Annotated in this window: 21 protein-coding genes; 15 read left to right on the forward strand and 6 right to left on the reverse strand. The window is 65.6% G+C overall.

Annotated features, from left to right (window positions below; all coding sequences use genetic code 11):
* Positions 1 to 9: 9 nt before the first annotated feature.
* Positions 10 to 726 carry a GNAT family N-acetyltransferase gene (locus tag ACWRN3_RS07685; protein WP_324642659.1) on the forward strand — a complete coding sequence of 239 codons (717 nt, stop codon included), beginning with the start codon at positions 10 to 12 and terminating at the stop codon, positions 724 to 726.
* Here ACWRN3_RS07685 and ACWRN3_RS07690 read toward each other — a convergent pair.
* The 6 genes from ACWRN3_RS07690 to ACWRN3_RS07715 form a co-directional block, all read right to left on the reverse strand.
* Positions 688 to 2,214, reverse strand: coding sequence for a DHA2 family efflux MFS transporter permease subunit (locus ACWRN3_RS07690; protein ID WP_324642660.1), 1,527 nt, complete (start codon positions 2,212 to 2,214; stop codon positions 688 to 690). The two genes, ACWRN3_RS07685 and ACWRN3_RS07690, sit on opposite strands and share 39 nt — an antisense overlap.
* A gap of 51 nt (positions 2,215 to 2,265) precedes the next feature.
* The gene (locus ACWRN3_RS07695; RefSeq protein WP_255172863.1) at positions 2,266 to 2,691 is read right to left on the reverse strand and encodes an ankyrin repeat domain-containing protein; all 426 of its coding nucleotides are present in this window, start codon (positions 2,689 to 2,691) and stop codon (positions 2,266 to 2,268) included.
* Entirely contained in the window at positions 2,691 to 3,773 is a 1,083-nt protein-coding gene (ygfZ, locus tag ACWRN3_RS07700; RefSeq protein ID WP_255172864.1) for a CAF17-like 4Fe-4S cluster assembly/insertion protein YgfZ, read from the reverse strand. The genes ACWRN3_RS07695 and ygfZ overlap by 1 nt, the downstream gene beginning before the upstream one ends.
* Positions 3,774 to 3,795: 22 nt before the next feature.
* Positions 3,796 to 4,533: a flavodoxin family protein gene (locus tag ACWRN3_RS07705; protein WP_255172865.1), complete on the reverse strand. Its 738-nt coding sequence runs from the start codon at positions 4,531 to 4,533 to the stop codon at positions 3,796 to 3,798.
* Between the two features lie 59 nt (positions 4,534 to 4,592).
* Positions 4,593 to 5,201 carry a nitrobindin family protein gene (locus ACWRN3_RS07710; protein WP_255172866.1) on the reverse strand — a complete coding sequence of 203 codons (609 nt, stop codon included), beginning with the start codon at positions 5,199 to 5,201 and terminating at the stop codon, positions 4,593 to 4,595.
* Between the two features lie 173 nt (positions 5,202 to 5,374).
* Complete coding sequence (locus tag ACWRN3_RS07715; RefSeq protein WP_275179963.1) at positions 5,375 to 6,142, reverse strand: permease; 768 nt, start codon at positions 6,140 to 6,142, stop codon at positions 5,375 to 5,377.
* Between the two features lie 340 nt (positions 6,143 to 6,482).
* Between ACWRN3_RS07715 and ACWRN3_RS07720 the strand changes: the two genes are divergently transcribed.
* The 14 genes from ACWRN3_RS07720 to asd all read left to right on the forward strand — a co-directional run bounded on the left by ACWRN3_RS07720 (position 6,483) and on the right by asd (position 19,286).
* The gene (locus ACWRN3_RS07720) at positions 6,483 to 7,181 is read left to right on the forward strand and encodes a winged helix-turn-helix transcriptional regulator (protein WP_159631339.1); all 699 of its coding nucleotides are present in this window, start codon (positions 6,483 to 6,485) and stop codon (positions 7,179 to 7,181) included.
* 33 nt (positions 7,182 to 7,214) lie between these two features.
* A complete protein-coding gene (gene mshD / locus ACWRN3_RS07725) occupies positions 7,215 to 8,183 on the forward strand; it encodes a mycothiol synthase (RefSeq protein ID WP_255172868.1) in 969 nt (322 codons plus the stop codon).
* A gap of 129 nt (positions 8,184 to 8,312) precedes the next feature.
* Positions 8,313 to 10,562, forward strand: a complete 2,250-nt coding sequence (locus ACWRN3_RS07730) for an RNA degradosome polyphosphate kinase (RefSeq protein WP_255172869.1) — start codon at positions 8,313 to 8,315, stop codon at positions 10,560 to 10,562.
* Positions 10,563 to 10,573: 11 nt separating this feature from the next.
* Positions 10,574 to 11,542, forward strand: coding sequence for an NUDIX hydrolase (locus tag ACWRN3_RS07735; RefSeq protein WP_255172870.1), 969 nt, complete (start codon positions 10,574 to 10,576; stop codon positions 11,540 to 11,542).
* 119 nt (positions 11,543 to 11,661) lie between these two features.
* Complete coding sequence (locus tag ACWRN3_RS07740; protein ID WP_476740273.1) at positions 11,662 to 13,260, forward strand: hypothetical protein; 1,599 nt, start codon at positions 11,662 to 11,664, stop codon at positions 13,258 to 13,260.
* Positions 13,238 to 14,041: a thymidylate synthase gene (locus ACWRN3_RS07745; RefSeq protein ID WP_324642668.1), complete on the forward strand. Its 804-nt coding sequence runs from the start codon at positions 13,238 to 13,240 to the stop codon at positions 14,039 to 14,041. The genes ACWRN3_RS07740 and ACWRN3_RS07745 overlap by 23 nt, the downstream gene beginning before the upstream one ends.
* Positions 14,038 to 14,622, forward strand: a complete 585-nt coding sequence (locus ACWRN3_RS07750; RefSeq protein ID WP_324642669.1) for a dihydrofolate reductase — start codon at positions 14,038 to 14,040, stop codon at positions 14,620 to 14,622. Before ACWRN3_RS07745 ends, ACWRN3_RS07750 begins: the two co-directional genes overlap by 4 nt.
* A 4-nt stretch (positions 14,623 to 14,626) precedes the next feature.
* A complete protein-coding gene (locus ACWRN3_RS07755; protein ID WP_324642670.1) occupies positions 14,627 to 14,845 on the forward strand; it encodes an NF038396 family protein in 219 nt (72 codons plus the stop codon).
* A 126-nt stretch (positions 14,846 to 14,971) separates the two neighbouring features.
* Entirely contained in the window at positions 14,972 to 15,919 is a 948-nt protein-coding gene (locus ACWRN3_RS07760) for a hypothetical protein (protein ID WP_476740274.1), read from the forward strand.
* Positions 15,920 to 15,938: 19 nt separating this feature from the next.
* Positions 15,939 to 16,601, forward strand: coding sequence for a hypothetical protein (locus ACWRN3_RS07765; RefSeq protein ID WP_255172875.1), 663 nt, complete (start codon positions 15,939 to 15,941; stop codon positions 16,599 to 16,601).
* Between the two features lies 1 nt (position 16,602).
* A complete protein-coding gene (locus ACWRN3_RS07770) occupies positions 16,603 to 17,025 on the forward strand; it encodes a hypothetical protein (RefSeq protein WP_476740275.1) in 423 nt (140 codons plus the stop codon).
* A gap of 17 nt (positions 17,026 to 17,042) precedes the next feature.
* Positions 17,043 to 17,552, forward strand: a complete 510-nt coding sequence (locus ACWRN3_RS07775; RefSeq protein WP_476740276.1) for a hypothetical protein — start codon at positions 17,043 to 17,045, stop codon at positions 17,550 to 17,552.
* 140 nt (positions 17,553 to 17,692) lie between these two features.
* The gene (locus ACWRN3_RS07780; protein WP_476740277.1) at positions 17,693 to 18,070 is read left to right on the forward strand and encodes a hypothetical protein; all 378 of its coding nucleotides are present in this window, start codon (positions 17,693 to 17,695) and stop codon (positions 18,068 to 18,070) included.
* Between the two features lie 85 nt (positions 18,071 to 18,155).
* Positions 18,156 to 19,286: an aspartate-semialdehyde dehydrogenase gene (asd, locus tag ACWRN3_RS07785; protein WP_324642674.1), complete on the forward strand. Its 1,131-nt coding sequence runs from the start codon at positions 18,156 to 18,158 to the stop codon at positions 19,284 to 19,286.
* Positions 19,287 to 19,353 lie beyond the last annotated feature (67 nt).

The following is a 19,353-nucleotide window of genomic DNA, read 5'->3' on the forward strand; positions in this document are numbered from 1 at the left end:
GCTGGGACCATGACACTCGATCCCGGCTCAGCGGCCATCATCCAGTTGGCGTGGGCACGCCGGCTGGGCCTTGACGACGACGCGTTCGGTGACGCCCTGGCATCGGGTGAACGGATTGTCCGGGCCGATGAATCGGCCCGGACTGTCGAGTTTGTGCGGCTGTTCGGAAGTTCCGCCCTGGTGGGACCACGGAGCGTCATCGACGCCGCGGCGGAAATTCCCGACGAGGAAATGGCCCAGCACGTCACCCTCCTGAAACTGACCAGGCAGCAGGGCGGCCACGGACTCGGTGCCGCGGCCCTGTTCTTCGCCGACGACCTGCCCCTCCAGCAGCCCTCCGAGGAACTGACCGTCTCGCACGGTAATCCGGAGGCGATCGAGCTGGAGGGCAGGTGCCCGCCGGACGACGTCAACGAGGTGGGTCTTTCCGACCTCGAGAACCGCTACACGATCGTCCATGAAATCGATGGCAGGCGGGTCCCCCTTGCCTGCGGCGCTTATGGCGAGTGGGAAGGCCTGCTCGGCAACATGGGGGTCCTGGTGGATCCTGAGTGGCGACGGCAAGGTCTCGGAGCCCTGGCCGGATCCATCGCCGCCCACGAGGCACTGGCGGCCGGGCTGACGCTGCAATGGCGTGCAGACGTCAGCAACACCGGATGCCTTGCCCTCGCCCGGAAACTGGGGCTCTCAGCCGGCGGAATCCAGACCAGCGTCCACCTTCGGTGACTCCTGGCCCTGCCCTGGGCCTCCCCAGTTCTGGACCGGCTTCGGCTTGGCAAAGAACAGCGCAACGGCTGCCGCAACCAGCACCACTGCGGCCGGGAGGAGGATCGACTGGGCCATCGCCGTCGAAAACCCTGCGTGCAGGAACTCGGGAAGCGTACCGCCGCCCATGCCCATGCCCTCACCGGATGGGCCGCCCGGGCCTCGGGACGGGAGTTCGGCCGCCAGCCGCGACTGGATGAGGACGGCGATCGCAGCACTGCCCAGCACGGCACCGAACTGGCGGGTGGTGTTGTAAACGCCGGAGCCGGCACCGGCCTGGCGCGGCGGAAGGTTCCGGGTGGCAGTGGTGCTCAGCGGAGCCCAGATACCGGCGTTGGCAAAGCCCAGGACTGCGCTGGGAAGCAGGAACAGCAGGATGGGTGTGTCCGGCTGCATCAGCAGGCCGTTCCACACCAGTGCCACCGCCATGAGCGTCAACCCGGCGGCGGCAAGGTACTTGGGGTTGACCCGGTCGACGATCTTGCCCACCACGGGTGCCATGCCGCCTGAGATCAGCGCCATAGGAACCATCAGCAGTGCCGACTGGGTGGGCGTCAGACCACGGACCAACTGGTAGTAGAAGATCAGGGGCAGGCCGAAGGACGTCACGGTGAAGCCCACCATGGTAATGCCCAGATTGGCGAGGGAGAAGTTGCGGTCGCGGAACAGTCCAAGGGGAAGCAGCGGCTCGCCCTTGTTGAACCGCTGCCACGCCACGAAGGCCGCCAGGATGACAAGACCGGCGATGATGAGGCCCCACACACTGATCGGCCCGGTAATGGTGCCCCAGTTGTACGTCTCGCCCTCCTGGATGCCAAAGACCAGCAGGAAGAGCCCGACGGCGCTCAGCAGGACACCGGGGATATCGAACCGGTGCGGGTGCGTGCTCAGCGCAGGGACGTTGCGCATCGCCAGGATGAAACCGACGACGCCGATGGGCACGTTGATGAAGAAGATCCACTCCCAGCCCAGGCCGTCCACCAGGACACCGCCCAGGATGGGCCCCACCAGGGTGGCCATGCCGGCCGTGGCACCCCAAATGGCCATGGCGGACCCACGGCGGTCAGGCGGAAAGATGCGGGTGATGACGGCCATGGTCTGGGGCGTCATGACCGCGGCGCCGAGGCCCTGCAGCACGCGCGCCACGATGAGGGTCTCCACGTTTTGGGCCAGGCCGCACCAGAGCGAGGCCAGGGTGAACACCACCAGGCCGAGCAGGTACAGCCGCTTCGGCCCGAACCTGTCACCGAGGCGGCCCGTGATGAGCAGTGGAACGGCGTAGGCCAGCAGGTAGGCGCTGGTCACCCAGATCACCGAGTTAATGTCGGCATGGAGGCCCTCCATGATCCGGGGATTGGCCACCGAGACGATGGTGCTGTCGATCAGGATCATGAAGAACCCGATCACCAGGGACCACAGTGCCGGCCACGGCTTTTCTACGTTTTCCACTCTGTCATCCTTCTGGAGTTTTGTTTGGTGCCGGGCGGAAACCCGGAAAAGTCAGCCCAGCAGGTCCAGGATCTCCGAGCGGGCAAACATCTGCGCCGCTGCCCGTGCCGACGGCGCACCGGCGTCCGGATCCGCTCCGGCGCCCAGGAGAACCCGGGCCACGTCCGTGTAACCCTTGAACGCCGCTCCTGCGAGCGGGGTCTGTCCCCTGTCGTTGGCGGTGTTGGCTTCAGCACCGTGCTGCAGAAGCAGCTGCACGGTCCCGGCATGGCCGTGGTACGCCGCCAGCATGAGCAGCGAGTCACCGGCGGCGTTGGTCATGGTGGCGGGCACCCCGGCGTCCAGGTAGGCACCCAGTAGCTCGTCGCTGCCGTCACGGGCAGCCTGGAAGAGCGTGTGCGCCAAAGCCAGGGCGTCGTCGTCGTGCCCCTCCGTTGCCTCTGCCCCGGCGTGGTCGGGCGTGGTGTTCTCGGTCATCAGCGTGGCCCCCTCAGGAATCCGGTCTGGCGGCCCACGACCTGGCCGGCGTCGGGGGCGACGATGAGTTCCTGGGCGGCCGGATACGGCTCGTCGCCGTCCAGGACCGTCAGTATTTCATCCGGGGCCACGGAACGCTTGATGACTGCCAGGGCGACGGGGCCCATTTCGTAGTGCTGCGCCACCGATGTCACGGTCCCCACTTTCCGCTCCCCGGCCAAGACGGGACTGCCGGCAGCGGGCAGGGTGTGCTGCGAACCGTCCAACTGCAGGAACACCAGCCGGCGCGGCGGGTGGCCAAGGTTGTGGACGCGGGCGATGGTTTCCTGCCCCTTGTAGCAGCCTTTGGCCAGATGCACGGCGGTGCGCAGCAGGTCCAGCTCGTGCGGGATGGTCTTGTCGTCCGTCTCGGCCCCGATCCTGGGCCGCCACGCAGCGACCCGGAGGGCCTCGGCGGCGAGCACGCCGGCCAACGCGCGCCCGGCGACGGCGTCCTCAAGCCCGGCGGCGGGGATGAGGTACTCGAACCAAGGGCGCTCAAGCCCGGGATGGTTCTCCTCGGAGACGGTGGCGTAGGAGTATCCGCCGGCGGAGACGTGCGGCCACGGGTCCTGCCAGGCGAGGTGGCCGGACCATTCGGGGACGGCACGTGTGCTGCCCACAACGGCCCAGTCCCCCGAGACGTCGGCGATCTCCACCCGCAGCATGAACTTCATGCGGTTGAGGTACTCGGCAAGCGGGGCGGCTTCGGCTGCCTCCACGATCAGCCAGGTGCTTTCGCCGTCGTCGACCACCCGGGCGTCGAAATCGATGCGGCCCTGGACGCTGAGGAGCAGCAGTTCGCTGGACTCGGCCGGTTTCAGGGCTGCCACCTGCTGTGAGGACAGGGTATTGAGCCAGCTGAGCCGGTCCGGCCCGGTGACGGTGACCACGCCGCGGTGGGAAAGGTCGACGACGGCTGTTCCGGCGGCGAGTGCGCGCTGCTCGCGCAGCGGCTCGCCGTAGTGGGCGGCGACCCCGGCGTCAGGGCCGGCGGCCTCGACGGCCCCGGGGCGCGACAACAAAGGGCTGGGCGTAGTCATATGTAGTAGAAGTCCTTGGAGGTCAGCGGTATTCCGGGTTTTCGAAATCGAATCGTGTGCCGGCAGCCCATTCGCCCGGCAGGTTTCCGTACGCGGGATAACCCCCGGCGTCCTTCAGGGTCCGGGCCAGGTGCAGGAGGTTCCACGTCATGAACGTGGTGTTCCGGTTGGTGAAGTCTGTCTCCGGGCCGCCCGAGCCTTCATCCAGGTAACTGGGTCCGGGCCCCACCGGCCCGATCCATCCGGCGTCGGCCTGCGGGGGGATGCTGAAGCCGATGTGCTGCAGGCTGTACAGGACGTTCATGGCGCAGTGCTTAATGCCGTCTTCGTTTCCGGTGATCAGGCAGCCGCCGACTTTCGGGTAGAACGCCCATTGGCCCTTGCCGTTGAGCTCCCCGGAGTGGGCGTAGAGGCGTTCGATCAGCTTCTTGGTCTGGGAGGAGTTGTCCCCCAGCCAGATGGGTCCGGCCACCACAACAATGTCGGCTTCCTGGACCGCGGGGTAAAGCTCCGGCCACTCGTCGGTAGCCCAGCCGTACTGGGTCATGTCCGGGTAGACGCCGCTGGCGATGTCGTGGTCCACCGTGCGGATCACCGTGGTGCTGACGCCCTGCTTTTCCATGATCCGGCGGCTGATGCGGATCAGCCCATCGGTGTTGGAGGTCTGGGGCGACTTCTTCAGCGTGCCGTTGAAGAAGACAGCCTTGAGGTCGCTGTAACCGGCCGGCGTTCCTGCTGCTTCCCGGGTGCTTTCTTCCACGGTGCCGCTCCCCTTTTCGTGGGTCAGGAGACCCTCTTTATGGTCAGGAAACTCGTTGGTCAGGAAACCCTGTGCAGGAAGGCGGAAGCATGTGCCTCCAGACCCTTTCCTGCCTCACCGCCCGCGGCCACGTCCCACCGCCACAACAGGTTGCCGTCCACCAGACCGAAAATGCGGGTGGCCGCGCTGTAGTCCTTCGAGTGGCTGCCGCGCATCACCATGTCGGTGGTCAGCTGGATCTGGGGACCCTTGATCTGGCCGTAGTACAACTCCGAGATTCCGCCGGGGTGCGAGATGGACACGGAGATGTCGAAGCCGCCGTCCTTGTTGCGCAGTGCCTCTACCTCGTCGGCACTCTTCAGCACCGGCACGATGTCGGCCGGCACCAGGCCGGGACCGCCGTCGGCATCAAGCTGCTTGCGCTCCAGGGCCCAGAAACCTGTCTCGACGGTGAGCGGCCGCAGGCGCGTGCCTTCGTCGTCGGTCAACCAGCTTTCGGCACGGTACTGCAGATACGGCAGGCCGTTGTGGGTGAAGGAGACGTGCTGCAGGAAGTGTTCGGAATCCTCGTCGCCGCTGCCCAGCCGGCCCCGGCCCTCCCACTCACCGATGAGCCAGGAAAGGGGGACGAGTTCGGGGGTCAGGTCTGTAGGAATCTCAATGGGCATTGGTATTACCTCCAGATACGGCCGGTCCTGGAAAAGGGGTGGCTACTTCTGGCCCTTGAAGAGGCGGTAGACCACGAATCCGGCGAACCAGGCCATGGACAGGCTCGCAATGCCGAGCAGGACAAGGAAGAAGATTTCAAAAGCAAGTACGGACATGGTGCCATCCTAACCCGTTAGTAGATGAGTAGTTTGTCTATGAAGTACGCGAGGGATCCGACGGCCGAAACCGGGGCAAGGCCCATGCCCAGCGCGGCCGGGATGTTCAGCGGAGCGCCGCGGAGCGTTGCCAGCCGCCGGAAGCTGGCAAGGACCGCACCCACAACCACGCCGAAGACGGCGGCCGGCAGGACGGCGATGTCCGACAGGACCAGCCCGGCGAGCGGTCCGGCCAGTCCGGCAAGCACCACTCCCAGCGGGGCGACGATGCTGTCCGGCCAGCGGATAAGCCCTGCCAGCAGGGCCACTGCCGCGCTGATCGCCGCCACCAGCAGCATTTCCCGGACACCGTTGAACCGGGAGCCGGCAATCCAGCCCGCGCCGAGGCAGGACAACAGGACACCCGCGCAGCATCCAAGGGTGGACTCCAGCCGCTGCGCCTGCCCGGTGCCGCGGATCAGCTGCACCACGAAGACCGCCATCATTCCCAGGGCAACGAAGGCCGGTGTCCAGTCCAGGTATCCGGGGGCGGGCGCCAGGCCCGCCGCCACTGCGGCGCCTGCGCCCGGCAGGGCGATGACGGCGGCGAGGGTCTTCTTGGCGGGAATGCGCAGGAAGTGCGGCCAGCCGATGCCCACGGCCGCGGCGATCAGGATTCCCACCGCCACGAGTGCTTCCGGCGAGGCGTAGACCCCGGCGATGATCGCAATGAGGCCGGCTATCCCGACGACGCCAACGGTCCAGGAGCCAAGAGAACGGACGGGCGCCTGCAGTTCCGCCGTCATGCGGAGCCCGGCCTGTGCTTCGTCTGTGCACTCACTGCGCTGTTTTCCCATCCTGGCGATCGGCCGGAAGGCTGGTCAGCCCCCTCATGGCAGGGCAGGTCCGCCCTGGTCCAATCCTGCCTTATGTGAACTGGATATGTCGCAAAACGTGCTTGCCCACGTCGCGAATCTGTGGTCTGAAAGGGGCTGACGGGTATACTCAAGGTTCAGCTACGCTCCCTGCTGAGGTGGCTGGCCGGCGGCATGCTGACGGACCAAAACCTCCTGCAGGAAGCCAGTACCGGCCGGTGAGAATCCGGTTCAGTCGCCCAACGATGCGCGGACGGCCCTTGGAGGAACAATGTCGCACATCCTGTTACTGACCAACAGCACCGGTTCTTCGGTGGACATCCTGCCTGCCCTTGAGCTGCTGAACCACAGGGTCCATATCCTCCCCGCCGAGCCGACGGCCCTCCTCGAAACAGACCCCTGCGACATTGTCCTGCTGGACGCCCGCAAGGACCTGGTGGGCGCCCGCTCCCTCACCCAGCTCCTGAAAGCCACTGGCCTCAGCGCCCCGCTCGTGCTGATCCTCACTGAGGGCGGCATGGCAGCGGTGTCCTCCGCCTGGGCCGTTGACGACATCGTCCTCGATTCCGCCGGCCCCGCTGAGGTGGAGGCCCGCATCCGGCTGTCCGTCGCCCGGGCCGTGCCCGAGCAGGAAGACACCCCGAGCGAAATCCGCGCCGCCGGCGTCGTCATCGATGAGGCAAGCTACACGGCCCGGGTCAACGGGGCGCCCCTGAACCTGACATTCAAGGAGTTCGAACTCCTGAAGTACCTGGCGCAGCACCCGGGCCGCGTCTTCACCCGGCAGCAGCTGCTTACCGAGGTTTGGGGTTACGACTACTACGGCGGCACGCGCACCGTGGATGTCCACGTCCGGCGGCTGCGGGCCAAGCTCGGCGCAGACCACGAGAACCTGATCAGCACCGTCAGGAACGTGGGGTACCGCCTCACCCTGGTCCGGCAGCAGGAAGATGAACTCACCGAGGCCTGAGCCTGGACCGCCGCCGGCGTATAGCCTTGGCTCATGACTCCAGCGCATCCGCAGAAGTGGCCCGTCCATGTCGTCCGGGGCGGAGTTGACCAGCAACTGCTGAAAGACTGCCGCGACCTTTTGGCCGCGGCTGAGGAATCGGACGGCAATCCTTCCATTTCGGAGCAAACCCTGGTGACCATGCGCGCCGGAGATTCGGCGGAGCACACCCTGCTGACACTGGCCCTCTACGCGCCGGACGAGGACTCCGACCCGGTGACCGGCCAGGATCTGGCGGGCTTCGCCGTCGTGGTTGAAGAGCAGGACGGAACCGGCATCCTGGAAATCGCCGTCCATCCCTCCTACCGGAACCAGGGTGTGGCGGACCGGCTGGTGGGCGCGCTCAAGGAGGTCCGTGGCTTTGACGGGCTGAAGGCGTGGTCCCACGGCAACCACGAGGCCGCGGCCGACCTTGCCGCCCGCTACGGGTACGCGCCGGTGCGCGAGTTATGGAAGATGCGGATGACGACGGCGGGCGCGGACCTGCCCGACGCCGGCCTTCCGGACGGCGTGGCCATCCGTGCCTTCGTGCCCGGCAAGGATGAGGAGGCGTGGCTGGCCGCCAACCGGGCGGCGTTCGCCCACCACCCCGAGCAGGGCGGCCTCACCAGGGCCGACCTCGACGCGCGCATGACGGAGGACTGGTTCGACCCGTCCGGCTTCCTCCTGGCGGAGGGCCGGGACGGCCGCCTCCTGGGGTACCACTGGACCAAGGTCCACCCCCGCCACGGTGAGCACCCTGCGATCGGCGAGGTTTACGTGGTGGGCGTGACGCCGGAGGCACAGGGCATGGGCCTGGGCAAGGCTTTGACCATTGCCGGCATCAAACACCTTCGCGACGCGGGATTGAACGGCGTGATGCTTTACGTGGATGCGGACAACGCCCCGGCCGTTGCCCTGTACCGCCGGCTCGGCTTCACCCGCTGGGACATGGACGTCATGTACGGCCCCGCCGGCGGGTAGGCAGACCGCGAACCAATCCCCGGCGCCGCGTAAAACAAAGGCCGTGGGGCCGGTGAATGCTTGTAAGGTTGAAATGGAGCCGCGCGGGGCGGAAGCGCCGGCACTGGAGCGCCAGCTAAAGGAGAAGCCATGAACCCGGAACCGTCCGGAACAGCCACGTCCCAGGATGTTGCGGTGCCTGTCCGGGCCCGCTTCGGCTCCTCCGAAGTACCGGCATCACGGGCCACCCAGGACCGGATCGACATCCCTGAGTTCGCACCGAACCTGCAGCCGGAAGGCGACATCCGCCCTGACCGGTTCCTGGACCGCGAACTGAGCTGGCTTGCCTTCAATTCCCGGGTGCTGGAACTGGCGGAAGACCCCACCCTCCACCTGCTGGAACGGGTCAGCTTCCTGTCCATCTTCGCCTCCAACCTGGACGAGTTCTTCATGGTCCGCGTGGCAGGCCTCAAGCGCCGCATCGCTACCGGACTCGCCGTCCCCTCCCCTGCCGGCCTGAGCCCGGTTGAGGTGCTGGAGCGGATCAGCGAGGAAGCCCACCGGCTCCAGCAGCGGCATGCACAGGTCTTCGCCGAGCAGATCCGCCCCGCCCTGGCCTACGAGCACATCCACGTCATGCAGTGGGGGGAACTGGACGACGCCGCCCAGCAGCAGCTCAGCGTCATGTTCGCGGAAAAGGTCTTCCCCATCCTGACGCCCCTTGCCGTGGATCCGGCGCACCCGTTCCCCTACATCTCGGGCCTGTCACTGAACCTTGCCGTGGTGGTCCGGAACCCGGTCAGCGACAAGGAGCTCTTCGCCCGCGTCAAGGTCCCGGACCAGCTGCCGCGGCTGATCTCCATCGACGGCCCCCGCGCCGGTGCCGTGCCGGGCCGGGTGGCGCGGTTCATCGCGCTTGAAGAAGTCATCGCCGTGCACCTGGACAAGCTGTTCCCCGGCATGGAGGTCCTGGAGCACCACACCTTCCGCGTGACGCGCAACGAGGACGTGGAGGTGGAGGAGGACGATGCCGAAAACCTCCTGCAGGCACTGGAGAAGGAACTCCTCCGCCGCCGGTTCGGCCCGCCGGTCAGGCTGGAAGTCACCAACGACATCAACCCCAACATCCGGGCCCTGCTGATCCGTGAACTGGGGGTCGAAGAGTCCGAGGTGTACTCGGTGCCCGCGCCGCTGGACATGCGGGGCCTGTCCGTCATCGCCGGCATTGACCGCGCGGACCTGCACTACCCCAAGCATGTCCCGCACACGTCGCGGTACCTGAACGAGTCCGAGACATCCAAGGCTGCCAACGTGTTCGCCGCCATGCGGCGCCGGGACATCCTGCTGCACCACCCGTACGATTCGTTCTCCACGTCAGTCCAGGCTTTCCTGGAACAGGCCGCGGCGGACCCGAAGGTCCAGGCCATCAAGCAGACCCTGTACCGCACCTCCGGTGACTCGCCCATTGTGGATGCCTTGATCGACGCTGCCGAGGCCGGCAAGCAGGTCCTGGCCCTGGTGGAAATCAAGGCGAGGTTCGATGAGCAGGCCAACATCTCCTGGGCCCGCAAACTGGAACAGGCCGGCGTCCACGTGGTGTACGGCATCGTGGGCCTGAAAACGCACTGCAAGCTTTCGCTGGTGGTTCGACAGGAAGTGGACGGGCTGCGACGCTACTGCCACATCGGAACCGGCAACTACCATCCGCGCACTGCACGGTACTACGAGGACCTGGGCCTGCTGACTGCCAACGACCAGGTGGGCGAGGACCTTTCCAAGCTGTTCAACCAGCTTTCCGGCTACGCGCCCAAGTCAACCTTCAAGCGCCTGCTGGTGGCACCCCGCTCCGTGCGCTCCGGGCTCATCGACCGGATTGAGACGGAGATCCGCAATGCCCGGGCAGGCGTGCCGGGCCATGTGCAGATCAAGGTGAACTCGATGGTGGACGAGGCCATCATCGACTCCCTTTACCGTGCCTCCCAGGCTGGCGTGAAGGTGGACGTCGTGGTCCGCGGCATCTGCTCGCTGCGCCCCGGCGTTCCCGGCCTGAGCGACAACATCACGGTGCGTTCCATCCTGGGCCGGTTCCTTGAACACTCGCGGGTGTTCGCCTTTGCCAACGGCGGGGACCCCGTGGTGTACATCGGCTCCGCGGACATGATGCACCGGAACCTGGACCGACGGGTGGAGGCGCTGGTGCAGCTCAGCAGCCCGGACGACATCACCTACGTCCTTGACCTCCTGCGGCGCTACATGGACCCGGAAACCTCCAGCTGGCATCTCGACAACGAGGGCCGCTGGATTCGGCACCACCTCTCCGAGGACGGGAAGCCGCTTGAAGACGTCCAGTCCTGGCTGCTGGCGTCCCGGCCGCGGCAACGCACCCTGAGCCGGCGATAAGGGCCGCCGCGTTGTCGAGCGATGCACTCATAGCTGACCAGACTGACCACCCGGGGGAACCCATAGCTGTAACTGCTGCGGGCGCCATTCCCTGGCGCGCCGGCAGGGACGGCCTGGAGGTCCTGCTGATCCACCGGCCCCGCTATGACGACTGGTCATGGCCCAAGGGAAAGATCGACGCCGGCGAGACAATCCCCGAATGCGCCGTCCGTGAGGTGTGGGAGGAGATCGGCCTTAAGGCGCCCTTGGGCATACCCCTGCCTCCCATCCACTACCACGTTGCGTCAGGCCTCAAGGTCGTCCACTACTGGGCCGTCAAGGTCAACGGCGAGACCGTGGTTCCTGACGGCAAGGAGGTGGACAGCGTCATGTGGTGCGCCCCCGAAAAGGCCGCCCGCCTGCTGTCCAACCCGTCCGACGTCGGCCCACTTGAATACCTGCGCGACGCGCACGAACGCGGGGAACTGGACACGTGGCCCCTGCTGGTGCTCCGCCATGCCAAGGCCAAGCCGCGCTCATCCTGGAGCAAGGCCGAGGGAGAACGCCCGCTGGCGGCCACCGGATCCCGGCAGGCCCAGGCCGTGGGCCGGCTCCTGCAGGCATGGAAGCCGATGCGGGTGGTCACCAGCCCTTGGTTGCGCTGCGTTGCAACCGTCGCGCCGTACGCGCGGGCCACGGGCGCGAAAGTGAAGCTCGCGGAGGGCTTGACCGAGCACAAGCATCAGCGCAGTCCGAAGAAGACGGCGGCCGTCATCGAATCGCTTGTCGACAAGCAACGGGCTGTGGTGGTCTGTACCCACCGGCCCGCCCTGCCCACGGTGCTCAAGCAGCTTGCCACCCACATGCCATCACACCTGGCGAAGCTGCTGCCCGCCCACGAACCGTTCCTGTCCCCGGGCGAGGTGGTGGTCTGCCATGTGGCCAACAGCGGTAAGAAACGGGTTGTAGCGGTGGAGCAGTTCAAGCCCTTCGATGACTAAGGCAACCCGCTCCGCTTGACCCCAGGCCGGTATCCCCCTTGACTTGGGTGAACGATGCACAGTTCTGGGGGGATAACGTGCCGGCTGCCACGACCACAGTTGTTTTAGATGCTCCACCCATGGCCTTCCTCTGGCCGTTCCTGCTCGCCGGCGGCGCGTACCTCCTGCTTCGTTTCCTGATCCGCGGCGCCCATGGCCGGGACACTACGGCCGCAGCGTCCCGGCATGCGCTGTGCATCGGCGTCATCGGATGGATGGCAAGCTCCCTGCTTCCTGCTGCGAATGCGGGCATTCTGCCACTATCCGGGGCATCAACCGAGCCCGTGGACATCGCCCCGGCCCTCGCTTGGCCGGTCCTCGGCTGCCTGACCGCACACGCGCTGGGGCAGGCAAGCTACCCCAAAGCACGCCCCCGGCCGGTCCTGCAGAGCGGAAAGCCTCCCCGGCTCCGAGGGTTGGTTTCCCGTCCCCTCGCCTGGACGGTGACGGTGATCTTCCTACTGTCCGCCGCCCAGATCGCGTGGACGTCCACCCTGCCCGGTTTCGACCCCCGCCCGTATGGCTCACGTCCGGATGGTGAGGGCGGCTACGCCACCTTCGGCGGAGAAGGCCGGATCCCTGGCGTGGAGCTGGCGATGTACCTGGGCGGGGCGTTGTTCGTCCTGGCTGGCGGAACCCTCGCCGTGCTGTTGCTGATCAGCCGCAGGGCGCCGGTGGACGGACTTGCTCCCGGACCGGACAGAGTCCTGCGGACCATCACCACGAACCGCCTGCTCCGTACGGTGGCGACAATCGCGTCCGGGTTGGCGGCCATTGCGGGGAACCACGCAGCCCGGCCCGATCCGGCCGTTGGCCCCGTGAACTGGTTCAACCCGGCCGGTGCGTTGAATCTGGCGGTGCTGCTACTGATGTTGCTGTGGGCACCGCCCAGGTTTCCCGGGGCTCCAATATCCCGCCGGGATGCCAGCGCGCGGGCCCAGCCGGCGACGCGGCTGTCGGTATCAGTCGGCGCCGCGATGGGGCTGGCAGCGTTCGTGCCAATACCCGCTGCATTCTTCGCCCCGGGAGCCCTGACGGGGCATCCCGCGCTTTTCGTGGCGGTATCCGCAGCTGCAGTCCTGGCCGTTGTTTCACTCGGCGAACTGCTGGTCCACCGGAATTACGGGACCGCGGACGAGCCCCGGCACTGGCCCCGCCAACCGGTTTCACCCGTCCTGGCCTGCACCCTGGTTGCGGCTGCTACCGTTCTCGTGGCTGTCGTTTTCCTTGTTGCCTGGCGGCAGGTTGAGCTGGGAGTGGAGCAGTCATGGCCGGTCACTGTTTGGACCACTGCCGGGGTTGTGCTCGTTTCGGGCTTTCCCCTGCTGCTTGCCCGCCGGCGCAGCAGCGTTCCAGGGGCTGTCCCGGGACTCGACGCCGCACTCCGCGCCATCGCCGTGCACCGGGTGGTCCGGACGCTGGCGGCGTTCCTGGCCGGCCAGGCCGGGGTGCTTCTGATGAGCGCCGGACCAAAGCTGTACCGGGCATCGCCACTCAGTCCGGAACCGTGGGACATCTTCTGGCAGGCTGCCCCAGCCGTGGGGGCCCTCCTCGCAGCCGCGGGCGTGGTGATCGCCGTGATCCCCGTCGGTGGAACAGCCCAGCGCAGCGGCGTAGCACCGCCAGCCGGACATCTTCAGCCAGTAGACTTGGGGGGTGAGCATCCCAACGCCTTATGAAGACCTCCTGCGCGATGTCCTGGCCACCGGCACCCATAAATCGGACCGCACGGGCACCGGAACAACCAGCGTTTTCGGTCGCCAGATCCGCTTTGACCTTTCGAAGAGCTTCCCGCTGATCACCACCAAGCGGGTCCATTTCAAGTCTGTGGCGGTTGAGCTCCTGTGGTTCCTGCGCGGCGAGACCAACATCAAGTGGATGACGGACCAGGGCGTCACCATCTGGAACGAGTGGGCGGACGCGGACGGCGACCTTGGCCCTGTCTACGGCGTGCAGTGGCGCAGCTGGCCCACCCCGGACGGCGGCCACATCGACCAGATCGCCGAACTCATCGAGAACCTGAAGTCGAATCCAGACTCGCGCAGGCACATCGTGTCCGCGTGGAACGTCTCCGAACTCAACGACATGGCACTCCCGCCCTGCCACGCTTTCTTCCAGTTTTACGTGGCCAACGGCAAGCTCTCCTGCCAGCTCTACCAGCGCTCCGCTGACATGTTCCTGGGCGTCCCCTTCAACATCGCCTCCTATGCGCTGCTCACCTGCATGGTCGCCCAGCAGGTGAGCCTTGAGCCCGGCGAATTCGTGTGGACCGGCGGTGACGTGCACATCTACGAGAACCACATGGACCAGGTCCTCAAGCAGCTGGAACGCGAGCCCTACGAGTACCCGCAGCTGAAGATCACCCGCAAGCCGGCCTCGATCTTCGACTACACCTTGGAGGACTTCGACGTGGTGGGCTACCAGCACCACCCGACGATCAAGGCGCCGATCGCCGTATGAGCACCGAAAACTCCACTGATCCCCAGTCCTTTACGGAGGAGCTGGCTGCCTCGATCACCGGCGTCGGCCTGGTCTGGGCGCAGACCTCCGACGGTGTGATCGGCAAGGACGGGGACATGCCCTGGCATCTGCCCGAGGACCTCAAACACTTCACCCGCCTCACCAGCGGGCATCCGGTCATCATGGGCCGGAAGACCTGGCTGTCGTTCCCGGACAAGTACCGCCCGCTGCCCGGGCGGACCAACATCGTCATCACCCGGCAGAAAAGCTGGGCCAACACTCCCGAGGCGGAGGGCGCCGTCGTGGTTCCCTCCCTGGATGACGCGCTCCTTGAGTCGCAGTTCGTCGACGGCGGCGAAACAGTCTGGATCCTGGGCGGCGGGGACGTCTTCCGCCAGTCCACGGACCTCGCCAACGTCGCGGTGGTCACCACCATCGATGTGAAGGCCGACGGCGACACGTTCGCCCCGGAGCTCGGGGCCAGCTGGGAGGCCACCGCCTCCGTCCCGCCGGACGGCTGGCTCACGGCCGCCAACGGCACACGCTACCGATTCACCAAATGGTCACGGACCGAGGGCTAGGAACATGCTGAAGAAACCGGAAACCCTGTTCGTCCTGGGCTACATGCTGCTGCCCCTGCTGGCGCTGCTGTCCGCGATCGTGGGACTGACCATGATCCTGGGAGGCAACAAGATCGCCGGAGCCATCGTGCTGGTGGTGGTCACGCAGGTGTTCACCTTCGGGGCGTTCTTCGCGCTGCGCGCGCGGAAGGCAGCCGTACTGGAGCAGTCAAACCAGGGCTAACGCTCACTGCAGCAGCATGGGGAGGCCACCCCATCGCGGGCGGCCCGGTCCCGGCCTAGGCTGGGGCACGCAGCACTCTGGGGGCTGCTGGATGAATATTGGGGGGGAATCCTGGTGGCAGGAACTTTGTGGGGCGCCGACGTCGAGCAACTGCGGGCCCTCGCGCAGCAGTTCAACAAGACGGCGGATCTGCTGCAGCAGCAGTCGACGCAGCTGAGCAGCCAGATCAACAACAACCCGGCCTGGAAGGGCGCGGACGCCCAGCGGTTCCGCTCGGACTGGAACACCAGCCACCGGACCCTTCTCCAGCAGACCGTCTCGCGGCTGCAGCAGGAATCGAAAGTACTGCTCAAGAACGCCGATGAGCAGGAGAAGGCGAGCACCAGCGGCTCGGGAGGAGCGGGCGAGCCTGGTGTGTCTGTCGACGCCAGCACCTCCCGTCCGCCGGTGCCTGGCCAGGGCAGCAACGATCCGTGGGGCCCGGACTGGCTCACTGATCCGGATTCCCCGTTCCGCGATGGCTGGGACATCTACGGCCTCACGAAGGCTTTCCCGAACATTCGAGCCGGGCTCTTCGACATCGGTGCCATGCTCCACAAGTCGCGAATCGGCGATTTTTTTGATCCGACAGCATGGCGGGCGTTCGAGGAATCCAACGAATTCAGCAGGTTTTTCAACCTGTCCAACAATTTGCTTGAAGGCAAATTCCACGAAGTCCTGAACCTCGCCGACACCACCAAGGCGTTCAAGTACCTGGACGGCTTCGGCAAGGGACTGGGCGTTGTGGGTGTGGGCCTGGACGCCATGGATGCCTTCAACAACATCAAAGAGGGCGACTACGAGGCAGGCGCCTATTCCGGCGCGAAAGTTGTCTTAGGTGCCCTGTCCTTTGCTCCACCGCCGGTAGGGACGGCCTGCATGGTGGCCAGTGGCGCACTCGCGCTGTACGACAACGTCCCCGTTATCCACGAGGCGGTCGATAACGCTAAAGATAAGATCGTTGAGGGGGCAGAAGCCGTTGGCGGTGCCATCAGCGACGGGGTCGACGCAGTCGGCGACTTTTTCGGCTTCTAAGGACTGAGGAGAACAATCAGTGACTGAAACAAGCACGGCCAGGGGCACAGTTGCCGGACGAGCGTTCCCGGACGCCATCGGATTTGGTTTCGCCGAACTGACACTTCTGCTGAGTCTGCGCCGTGGCCCTGAAGCAGAGGCATCTGCCAGGGCATTGAGGCTTACGAACGAGCTCGACGACCCTTCACTGCTCGCTGCCGGTGCCTCCTCCCTAGTGGCTCGTGGCGCGGCGACAGCAGAACCCCATGGTGAACTGTCTGTCGCCGGGCCGGTAGCAGCAGTAACGAGCGCTCTGACGGAGGCAGTCAAGCACGTCCAGATCAACCTCCTGACCGCTGATTCCGTAGACAACGTGCTGTCCGTCGAGTCGCCCGAGTACAAGATACTTCTGCAGCCCCGCGCGTACCTCAGCTGGTTTGCAATGGCACAACGTCCCGACCAAACACCCGCAGAAGCGGGTTTCTACATGGTCCGTAAGCACCTAGAGGACAACCCTTCCGGGGGCGCCACCATCCGACTCCTGCAGGACGATTCGAAAAAACAACTTCTCGTCAAGCGCAGCGGGCAGGGCTGGACGGTAGGGTATGGTGCCATCGATGCACCCTCCGAACCCATTCAGGAAATGACCGGGCTCACAGACGGCCAGGTCTTGGATCACATCCGATCAATCCGACAGGACTAAAGTGCAGAACGGCATTCCAGGCAATAGCTTTATTCCCGACGACCAAGTCCGCGCCGAACACGAGCAGGCGCTGGCACGCGGGGAAAAGAGAGTCCTGTTTCGCACCGTGAGCGGTGACCTGTACAGCTATGCGAAGGACGAGCTAGGAGTGGTGACCGCCAGCTCACATCCTCAGGTACGGTCTGCGGCCGGCTTCCTGGTCATGGCGGCTGTCTTAGCTGCTGTCGCGGTGTTCTCCGTCCTGCTGGTGGCGGGACCCACAAGCAGGGGTCAAGGTCCGATGTGGAGCGCGCTGTTCTTGACAGCGGCTGGAGTTGGAGGCACCGCATACGCCATCCACATGGCGAAAGTGGCTTCAAGGGCCAAGCGCCTGCGGGCGGAACGCGGAATCCCCGAACCCACGGCCCGCCAGTTCGACCGATAACTGCCAACCTTTCCTTAGTGAAGCGTGAGGCACTACTGGCAATCGATCCTGCCGCACAGAAACTACTACTGAATCGGCCTTACTTCTATGCCACGGGAATGGACCGCACAGTCCATGCCTATACAAAGGACGAATGGGGTATTGGCGGCTCCCAGCCAACGGGAAACTACTCGGTTCATACGACTACAGGGCTCGTTGTCGTGACAGCCCTCATGACCATTCCAGCCCTCGGCGCACCCCTGATGCTGATCATTGCGCTTGCCAGCCTCAATGTAATTGTTGTCATTTTCGGACTGCTGGGTGCTGTCCTCTTCACAGGAGGATGGCTCCTGGGAGTCCGCAGCCTTCACCGCGAACTGCGGGCGTCCAAGAAGCGCAAGCTGAAAGGGTTGCCGAAACCGCGTTTTGCACTTTCGGATGACCAGGCGCGCGCCTGGTTCGAATCGAATCCGTCCCACATCGCCATCACCCGCGAAAACTTCCCTGATAGCACTCGTCCGTTTCCTGGGGACGGGCCCGCGACCTAGAAGTCCGGGCTCCCTGGCGCCCAACCAGGGACCGCTCGGCTGCTCACCCAAACGACTAAGAACGGAAGTGGACATTAATGGACGACGCCGTTCCTGGACCAACAGAACCGGGCCGCCGGAAGGTTTACTACCGGCAGCAGGTGGAGCTGGAGGCCGCTAAGCAGGGACTGACCACCGAAGAGTACGGCGTTTACAAGGGCTCAACCGGCAGTGCCGTCAAGCCCGTCAACTCTGCCGGCGGCTTGCTTTTCCTCATCATCCTGATCACAGTGATCATCGGAGTAGTGGCTGCGCTCCTCGTTAAACTGTTTTTGGACGGCACAGAGGAACCCAATTGGGGCCAAATCGTGTTCGCCATCGCCTTCGGGCTTTGGATTGTGCCGACGTCATGGGCTTACTACTTCAAGGAGCGCAAGGCTGCACGCCTCGGAAGGCGGCCGGGAAAACCCTTGAGCCTCCTACCCGCCGCTCAAGCCGGCCGGACTGGTGGCGGCAGCTGGCAGCGAAAACTTGCCTGACGCCGTCGTACTTAGTAACGGGACCCGGCGCCCGGCGTGACGTAACCGACTGCGCCCTGCCGGTTGCGAAGTCTAAACTGTACGAATGACTACAGCAGCTACCCCTTCCGTCGGCCTGGTCGGATGGCGCGGCATGGTCGGTTCCGTCCTGATGCAGCGCATGCAGGACGAGGGCGACTTCGCCAACATCAACCCGGTGTTCTTCTCCACCTCCAACGCGGGAGGTGCCGCGCCGTCGTTCGCCGACGGTGCCGGCAAGCTCGAGAACGCGTTCGACCTCGACACTTTGGCGAAGCTGCCCATTATCGTCACCGCCCAGGGCGGGGACTACACCAAGCAGGTCCACGGCGAGCTGCGCAGCCGCGGCTGGGACGGCCTCTGGATCGACGCCGCCTCAACCCTCCGCATGAACGACGACTCGATCATCGTGCTGGACCCCATCAACCGCGACGTCATCGACAAGGGCCTGGTCAACGGCACCAAGGACTTCATCGGCGGCAACTGCACCGTGTCCTGCATGCTCATGGGCCTCGGCGGCCTGTTCAAGCACGGCCTGGTGGAGTGGGGTACCTCCATGACCTACCAGGCAGCCTCCGGCGGCGGCGCCCGGCACATGCGTGAGCTGCTCAGCCAGTTCGGCACGCTCAACGCCGAGGTCAGCACGGAACTGGACGACCCGGCGTCGGCCATCCTGGACATTGACCGCAAGGTCCTGGCCCACCAGCGCACCGACATCGACGCCACCCAGTTCGGCGTCCCCCTGGCCGGCTCCCTGATCCCCTGGATCGATGCGGACCTGGGCAACGGACAGTCCAAGGAAGAGTGGAAGGCCGGGGTTGAGACCAACAAGATCCTGGGCACCTCCGACGAAAACCACGTGATCATGGACGGCCTCTGCGTCCGCATCGGCGCCATGCGCTCCCACTCACAGGCCCTGACGCTGAAGCTCCGTGAGGACCTTTCCGTGGCCGAAATCGAGAAGCTACTGGACGAGGACAACCAGTGGGCCAAGGTGGTTCCCAACACCAAGGAAGCCTCCATGGCGGAATTGACCCCGGTGGCCGCTTCCGGCACCCTGGACATCCCGGTGGGCCGAATCCGCAAGATGGAGATGGGCCCGCAGTACATCAGCGCCTTCACCGTGGGCGACCAGCTCCTCTGGGGCGCCGCCGAGCCGCTGCGCCGCATGCTCAACATCGCCACCGGCAACCTGTAGCTTCCAGCTGCCTCACGAGCGGCCCTTGCCCGCATAACCGTTGCTGCCCGGCAGCGGTTATGCGGGC

Source organism: Pseudarthrobacter sp. rb (genome assembly GCF_056389225.1).